This window comes from Flavobacterium sp., assembly GCF_044376915.1.
Lineage (GTDB): Bacteria > Bacteroidota > Bacteroidia > Flavobacteriales > Flavobacteriaceae > Flavobacterium.
Genome location: NZ_JBILKB010000081.1, coordinates 1 through 7,744, shown reverse-complemented (window position 1 = coordinate 7,744; position 7,744 = coordinate 1). Strand labels below are relative to the sequence as shown.

The window sequence follows — 7,744 nt, the reverse complement described above, 5'->3', positions numbered from 1 at the left end:
ACTGTGATTTTTCCTGTTCCTTCTGAAACATAAACACGAGCAACAGCGCATTTTCTTCTACCGATTTTGTGAATAACTCCCATTACTTAAGATCGTTTAGGTTAACTGTTTTTGGTTGTTGAGCGGCATGTTTGTGCTCAGAACCAACATTTACATTTAAATTTCTGAAAAGCTCAGCTCCTAATTTGTTTTTAGGTAACATCCCTTTTACAGCTTTCTCTACTAATAATGCAGGATTTTTTTGTTGCATTACTTTAGCAGTTAGAGTTCTTTGACCTCCTGGATAACCTGTGTGTCTGATGTACGTTTTGTCATCTAACTTGTTACCAGTAAGGTTGATTTTTTCTGCGTTGATAACAATTACGTTATCTCCACAATCAACGTGCGGTGTATAACTTGGCTTGTATTTACCTCTCAAAAGCATCGCCACTTTTGTAGATAAACGACCTAAGTTATGCCCTTCAGCGTCCACAACAATCCACTGCTTGTCTGCAGTCGCTTTGTTTGCTGATACTGTTTTGTAGCTTAATGTGTTCACAATAATTAATTTAAATTAAACATTCCATTCCCAATAAAGGGAGTGCAAAAGTACAATTAATTATTAGATATACAAATAGGGAGGCTAAAATATTATATAGAACCTGTTTTTGTGAAGACTATTATTCGTTTTTTTTGGCATATTTACACTAAAAAAACGTATTTTTACTTTTTAAATTGAAAGCATGAAAGCAAAAGCCACCTTAAAACAAATCGCAAAAGAATTTGAAGTATCTATTTCTACTGTGTCTAAAGCATTAAGCGATAGTCCCGAAATTAGCGAAGCTACCAAAATTAAAATTCAAGAATATGCGAAGTTGCAAAACTACAAGCCCAATAGCATTGCTAAAAATTTAAAAAATCAACGCACCAATACCATAGGTGTTATCATTCCTAATATTTTAAATCCCTTTTTTGCTAAAGTATTCAGTGGGATTGAAAAGGCAGCTTTATCAAAAGGATACAATGTAATTACAGGAATATCTAATGAGTCCCACGAAAAAGAAATGGAAGTGATGGACATGCTCAATAACGGTACTATAGACGGTTTTATCGTTTCAGTAGCAGAAGAAACACAATCCAAAAAAGAATATCAGCATTTCAAAGACATTATCAATAGCGGAACACCTATAGTTATGTTTGATCGTGTGGCCGAAAGTATAGTGTGTGATAAAGTAATTGTAGACGATTTTGAATCTGCCTTTGATGCCACCCAACATTTGGTTGCATTAGGCAGTAAAAAAATAGCCGTACTTTCTACTATCGGTAATTTAAGTGTAGGGCAATTGCGTTTTGAAGGCTATCAAAAAGCCCTAGAAGCAAATCATTACAGTGTGGATCCAAACTTACACATCATCGAAAATGACCTTGATGCATTTGATGTACAATTAGCCCAACTCATTGCGACTGAAAAAGTAGATGCATTTTTTGCGTTGGACGAACACGCTTCTACTATGGCCATGAAACTAGCCATTAAGAAAGGGATAAAAATCCCCGAAGAGTTAAATATTATAGGTTTTGCCGATGGTGTTTGGTCAAGACGATTGACGCCAAGTTTGTCTACCGTGAGTCAGCATGCCCCAGAAATTGGAGCCAAAGCTGCCGAATTGCTAATCAATAAATTGAACACAAAAGACGAATTTTATCAACACCAAACCGTAGTGGTGAAAACCGAATTGCGTCAGAGGGAATCGACCCGAAAACTATAATTGTGTTTTTTTATCATCGTTCCAAGTGATGTATCCAATAATTGCATTGAAAAAATAAAACGCATACTTGGCAACATTTGCAACATTCATCAACAAGATGTTTTGAATGATTTTGGTTAGGTTATAAAACTGCCACAAAAACCAGTTGTCTGGATACATGCGCGCCGTATTAAATGTTCCACCAAAAGTAATTCCTGCAGGTATCGCTATTGCAAAAAACAATTTCCAATCGATAGGTGTTTGCGCAATGTATTTAAAAGCAACATAATTTAATAGGATGGAAAAGAAAAATCCTAAAAGTATATTTCGGTAGAAAATAAAATCGATAGAGCGAAGTATCTTGCTTTTTTTCCACGCTTTAAAGACCAAATAGTTTCCAATAAAAGATACGGGGTACGTTAAAATTGCTCCTGCATTTCCCAATAAATAATCGATACTGCCACTTAAAAAAGTATTGCAGGTTGTAATTAAATTTCCGAAGTTATTTTTTTTGGTTACTAATCTATTTCCAATCATGGAAAACCCTGTGTTTACAATCGAAACATAGCCCAAAAAGAAAACATAATTTGTGCCTTGAAAAGTGAAATCTATTTCGGTATTGTGATAGCCTAATGTTAATGAAGCTGCAAGTACAATGGCTAATCCAATAAAATCGAGATACGTACTATTGGTTATTTTCTTTATTGTAGTAATGATAGTATTACTCATTTATTCTTTAGTGAAGTTAAATCGCATACCGCCTTGTTTCAAGACAAAACTGTTTTCGTCAAAAATCATTTCGATTCCTGCGGGTGCAAATATAAATGTTTTTTCTGCTTTAAAAGTCAATGGAAAGGCACTTTGTCCGGTTGCCTGTGCAATCAAGTCTCCGTTTTTTTCAGAAAGCATAATTTTTATTGGTAGCTCTTTTGATACATAAGTTCCTGTAAATTTAGCTAGTTCAGTAGTGTCAACTTTTGTAAATGTTGGAAACGGAAAAGGCATTTTGTAGTAAATACTAAGAATCCCAATCATAATGTCATTTCTATTAAAGTTATCTCCGTTTACCATTAGGGATATGCCTAATTTTTCTGTAGGATAATACCCCACAACGGCTCTAAAACTTTCAATACCCCCGGTGTGACCATAAAAACGTCTTTCGCCAAAAGGAAATTGCACCAATGCTTTGCCATAACCTTCTTTGATTTCTTTCATTTGTTCTAAAGAAGTAGGTTTGATCAATTTTCCATCAAAAAGCGCATACATAAATCGCGTTACATCGGCTGTAGTTGAAATAATGGCTCCTGCCGAATAGGCAATTGAATTTTCCCACTCAGGAATTTTCTCCCATTGGGTACCATTATAGGTATACGAATAACTTTCACCTTTAGCTGTATTGATTTTTTCCGATGGAAAATACGTGTTTACCAAGTTGGCTTTTTTAACAATTCGAGTTTGAAGGTTTTCGGCGTAGGATTTTTTGGTGAGCGTTTCAATAATGTAGCCCAGTAAATTATAGTTTGAATTGCTGTATTCGTGTTTGGTTCCGGGTTCAAATAAGGGTTTATAAGTGCTTATTTTTTGAATCATTTCATCTTTTGAATGGAAACGATAGATGTTTTTTGCGGTAATTGAATCGCCATTTATGTAATCTACAATACCTGTTCTATGATGCAATAAATCATACATCGTGATTTTTTCTGCATTGGGAATATTTGGATAGAAACGACTCAATTTAGTTTGAAGATTTAATTTTTTCTCTTCCATCAATTGCATGATCATCACCGCTGTGAAGGTTTTCGATATTGAACCAATTTTATATTTGGTCAATCTATCGGCTGCAATTTGTTTTTCTACATCGGCAAAACCGTAGGCTTTATTAAATACTACATTTTCACCATCACGAATACAAAGTGAACCCATGAATTTGTCATTTTTAGTCAAATAGGAGAGTAAACTGTCTATTTTTTGAAAGCGATCTTGCGCAACGGTCAGTATCGAAAAAGTCAAGGATAAAAATAGGATTATCTTTCTCATGGTATTTTTTAATATTTGGTATTCATATAATTGGTTCTTTTGCTTCAATTGGGTTTAAAGGCTGTAAAACATAAATGCTATGCTAATGTTGTTGCGATTGCATCTACCTTCTTTTATGGTAGCAGCCAACGGCCAACGATCTTTTCTTTAATGCGCTTCCAGCCAGTTTTTACCCAATCCAATTTCTACATCTAACGGAACTGCCATTTTGAAGGCATTTTCCATTTCGTATTTAATCATCGGTTGGATTCTTTCTAATTCGGAGTTGTGCACGTCAAAAACCAATTCGTCATGTACTTGCAAAAGCATTTTTGATTTCCAATGTTCAGTGGTTAACTTTTTATGAATGTTAATCATCGCAATTTTGATAATATCGGCTGCAGAACCTTGAATGGGGGCGTTTACTGCATTGCGTTCGGCACCACCACGAACAATAGCGTTTGCCGAGTTGATGTCTTTCAAATAACGTCTTCTGCCTGAAATGGTTTCTACATAGCCGTTTTCTCTGGCAAAATCGACTTGCGAACTCATAAACGATTTTAGTTTGGGATAGGTTTGATAGTATGCTTCGATCAATTCGGCACTTTCTTTTCGAGATAAGTTGGTTTGATTGCTCAATCCAAATGCCGAAACGCCATAAATAATACCGAAGTTTACCGTTTTTGCATGGCTACGCTGTTCTTTTGTTACTTCGTCTAAAGGGACATTGAATACTTTTGCCGCCGTACTTTTGTGAATGTCTTCGTTATTTTGAAAGGCTTTGATCATGTTTTCTTCGCCACACATAGCGGCAATGATGCGCAATTCAATTTGAGAATAATCGGCAGAAAGTAGGGTGTAATTCTCATCACGCGCTACAAACGCTTTTCGAATCAATCTGCCTCTTTCGGTGCGTATCGGAATGTTTTGTAAATTCGGATTATTAGAGCTCAAACGGCCTGTTGCTGCAACCGTTTGCATGTAATCGGTATGAACACGACCTGTTTTTTCATCCACTTGATTGGGCAATGCATCAATATACGTACTTTGCAATTTCACCATTTGACGCCATTCTAAAATATCGCGCACAATTTGATGTTCGTTTGCCAAATAACTCAATACTTCTTCCCCGGTGGCATATTGACCGGTTTTGGTTTTCTTTTGTTTGGTTCCTCCAATTTTTAGTTTGTCGAATAAAATATCCCCCAATTGTTTGGGAGACGCCAAGTTGAATTTCTCACCTGCGGTTTCATAAATTTGTTGTTCAAACGCATCAATGTCTTTTTGCATAGCAACCGACATACTTTTTAGAAATGCTACATCCAAACGAATACCTTCTTTTTCCATATCGGCTAAAACAGGAACCAGCGGAATCTCGATTTCGTCAAATAATTTTTTGGTCCCCACTTTTTCTAAAATCGGTTGAAAATGTGCTGCTAGTTGGAAGGTAATATCGGCATCTTCAGTCGCATATTCTTTGATGTCTTCCAAAGGGACATCACGCATGGAAAGTTGCCCTTTTCCTTTTTTGCCAATCAACGTTTCAATGGATTTTGGCGTATATTTCAAATAGGTTTCCGACAACACATCCATGTTATGACGCATATCAGGATTAATCAGATAATGCGCAATCATGGTGTCAAATAATTTTCCTTTGACTTGCACGTTGTAATTCGAAAGAATCTTCAAATCATATTTTATGTTCTGACCAATTTTTTCGATGCTTTCATTTTCGAAGAATGGTCTAAATTTTTCAATTAAAAATTGCGCTTCTTCCTGATTTTCGGGAAACGGAACATAAAATCCTTTTCCTTTTTCGAAAGAGAATGATATGCCAACTAACTCGGCATTTAATGCATCCAATCCCGTAGTTTCGGTATCAAAACAAACTGAAGTTTGACTTAATAAATTTTGCAATAATAATTTTGTCGGCAAATCACCTTGAATTATTTGGTAGAAATGCGAGGTATTTTCTAGTGTTGCATAATAGGAAAGCAGCGATGTTGGTTCATCAGATTCGTCGCTGAAACCAAACAAATCAAATTGTTCTTCATTTGTTTTTTTGGAGACCACTTTTTTTACAGTTTCTTCTTCAGCTCCCCCTTCGGGGGTTGGGGGACTATCATATAGTTTATCAAATTGCGCTTTCATTTGACGAAATTCCAATTCCTGAAACAATGCATCGGTTTTTTCTACATCGGGTTTAGATAATTCATAATCATCGGCATCAAAAGTAACCGGACAATCTAGTAGGATTGTGGCTAATTTTTTAGATAGAATTCCCAATTCGGCATTGGCTTCGATTTTATCTTTTATTGCTCCTTTGAGTTGGTGCGTGTTGGCCAATAAATTTTCTAATGTGCCAAATTCGGCCAAGAATTTTTTAGCGGTTTTTTCGCCCACGCCGGGTAATCCCGGAATGTTATCGGCAGCATCACCCATCATACCTAAGAAATCAATCACTTGATCAGGACGCTCAATTTCAAATTTTTCTAAGACTTCAGGGATGCCCCAAATCTCGATATCGTTACCCATTCGGGCTGGTTTGTACATGAAAATGTTTTCCGAAACTAATTGGGCAAAATCTTTATCTGGCGTTACCATAAAGACTTGAAACCCCTCTTTTTCTGCTTGTTTTGCTAATGTTCCAATTAAGTCATCGGCTTCAAAACCCGCTTTTTCAACAATAGGGATGTGCATCGCTCGCAACAATTCTTGAATATAAGGAACTGCAATTTTTATGGCTTCTGGCGTTTCATCGCGATGGGCTTTGTATTCCTGATACATTTCAAAGCGATAATCACTGCCTCCTTTGTCAAAGGCGACCGCTAAATGATCGGGTTTTTCACGTTTTATAACATCCATTAAGGAATTCATAAATCCCATAATGGCAGAGGTGTCCATTCCTTTTGAGTTGATGCGTGGGTTTTTTATAAAGGCATAATATCCTCTAAAAATAAGGGCATATGCATCCAATAGAAAAAGTCTTTTTTGAGCCGCCATAAACTGATAATTGTTTTAAAGACGTAAAAATACAATTCTTAATTCATATACACTTTGTTAAATTTCATTAAATACAGTAGATTTTTGAACAACTTGTGCGTTACTTTGCAAAAAAAATTGCAAATGCTTCGTTGGATCATTTTTTTACTATTTGTAGCCATTTTGGAAATTTATGCCTTTCAAGCCTTTAAAACCTTGATTAGATCGAAGTGGTTTTTCATATTTTATTATGTTACTTCGGCAGTAGCTATAGCATTTATAGTTTATCAGTTGTTTCATTTTGATCGTAAAGTGGGACAAACACCCAAAACCATGCTCACCTTTGGCTTGTTGTTATTGCTTTATTTACCAAAGTTGTTAATCACAATTATATTATTTGGCGAAGACCTGGTTCGGTTTGTGATGGGATTATTTTCATGGGCCACAAAAAATACAAGCGAAAGTTTCTTGCCTGAACGAAGAAAATTTGTCAGTCAAGTAGCATTAGGAATTGCCGCCATCCCATTTGTTTCCTTGTTATATGGAGTAACGTTAGGAAAATATAATTTCAAAGTGATCAAACAAACCCTGTTTTTTCCAGATTTGCCGGATGCATTTGACGGTACGACTATTACACATATTTCAGATGTACACAGCGGGAGTTTTGATGACGAAGCAAAAATTCAATATGCAATTGATTTGATTAATCAGCAAAATTCTGATTTGGTTTTGTTTACTGGCGACATTGTAAATACACATGCCAAAGAAATGGATCCATGGATCGATACGTTTAAGGGCATACACGCTCCAAAATATGGTAAGTATTCCATTCTCGGAAATCATGATTATGGCGAATATGTAGAATGGAATTCTTCGGCTGAGAAACAGGCCAACTTTGAAGCCATTAAAGACATACATCGTAAAATTGATTTTAAATTATTACTGAACGAACACATAAAAATCGAAAATGGCCAGCACCAAATTGCACTGGTAGGAGTCGAAAATTGGGGTCGAAAATTTGG

The 7,744-nt window shown here is 35.9% G+C and carries 6 protein-coding genes and 1 pseudogene; 2 read left to right on the top strand and 5 right to left on the bottom strand.

All coding sequences use genetic code 11. The features are described 5' to 3' along the window. Both rpsI and rplM read right to left on the bottom strand, forming a co-directional pair. Window positions 1-83: pseudogene (gene rpsI / locus ACIQ6Z_RS08255) on the bottom strand (30S ribosomal protein S9); the annotation flags it as partial. Then, window positions 83-538 (bottom strand): 50S ribosomal protein L13, encoded by a 456-nt coding sequence (rplM, locus tag ACIQ6Z_RS08250; protein WP_396197587.1) that lies wholly within the window; start codon window positions 536-538, stop codon window positions 83-85. The pseudogene rpsI and the gene rplM, both read right to left, overlap by 1 nt. A 184-nt stretch (window positions 539-722) precedes the next feature. Between rplM and ACIQ6Z_RS08245 the strand changes: the two genes are divergently transcribed. Then, complete coding sequence (locus tag ACIQ6Z_RS08245; protein WP_396210426.1) at window positions 723-1,745, top strand: LacI family DNA-binding transcriptional regulator; 1,023 nt, start codon at window positions 723-725, stop codon at window positions 1,743-1,745. Here ACIQ6Z_RS08245 and ACIQ6Z_RS08240 read toward each other — a convergent pair. From ACIQ6Z_RS08240 to polA, 3 genes are all read right to left on the bottom strand, one after another. Next, entirely contained in the window at window positions 1,740-2,453 is a 714-nt protein-coding gene (locus tag ACIQ6Z_RS08240) for a nicotinamide mononucleotide transporter family protein (protein WP_396210425.1), read from the bottom strand. The two genes, ACIQ6Z_RS08245 and ACIQ6Z_RS08240, sit on opposite strands and share 6 nt — an antisense overlap. Beyond that, on the bottom strand, window positions 2,454-3,761 hold the full coding sequence (locus tag ACIQ6Z_RS08235; protein WP_396210424.1) for a serine hydrolase domain-containing protein: 1,308 nt from the start codon (window positions 3,759-3,761) through the stop codon (window positions 2,454-2,456). It abuts the gene before it with no gap. A gap of 147 nt (window positions 3,762-3,908) precedes the next feature. Next, window positions 3,909-6,743, bottom strand: a complete 2,835-nt coding sequence (polA, locus tag ACIQ6Z_RS08230) for a DNA polymerase I (protein WP_396210423.1) — start codon at window positions 6,741-6,743, stop codon at window positions 3,909-3,911. Window positions 6,744-6,866: 123 nt separating this feature from the next. Between polA and ACIQ6Z_RS08225 the strand changes: the two genes are divergently transcribed. Then, window positions 6,867-7,744, top strand: an 878-nt coding sequence (locus tag ACIQ6Z_RS08225; RefSeq protein ID WP_396210422.1) for a metallophosphoesterase, incomplete at its 3' end; no start/stop codon positions are given.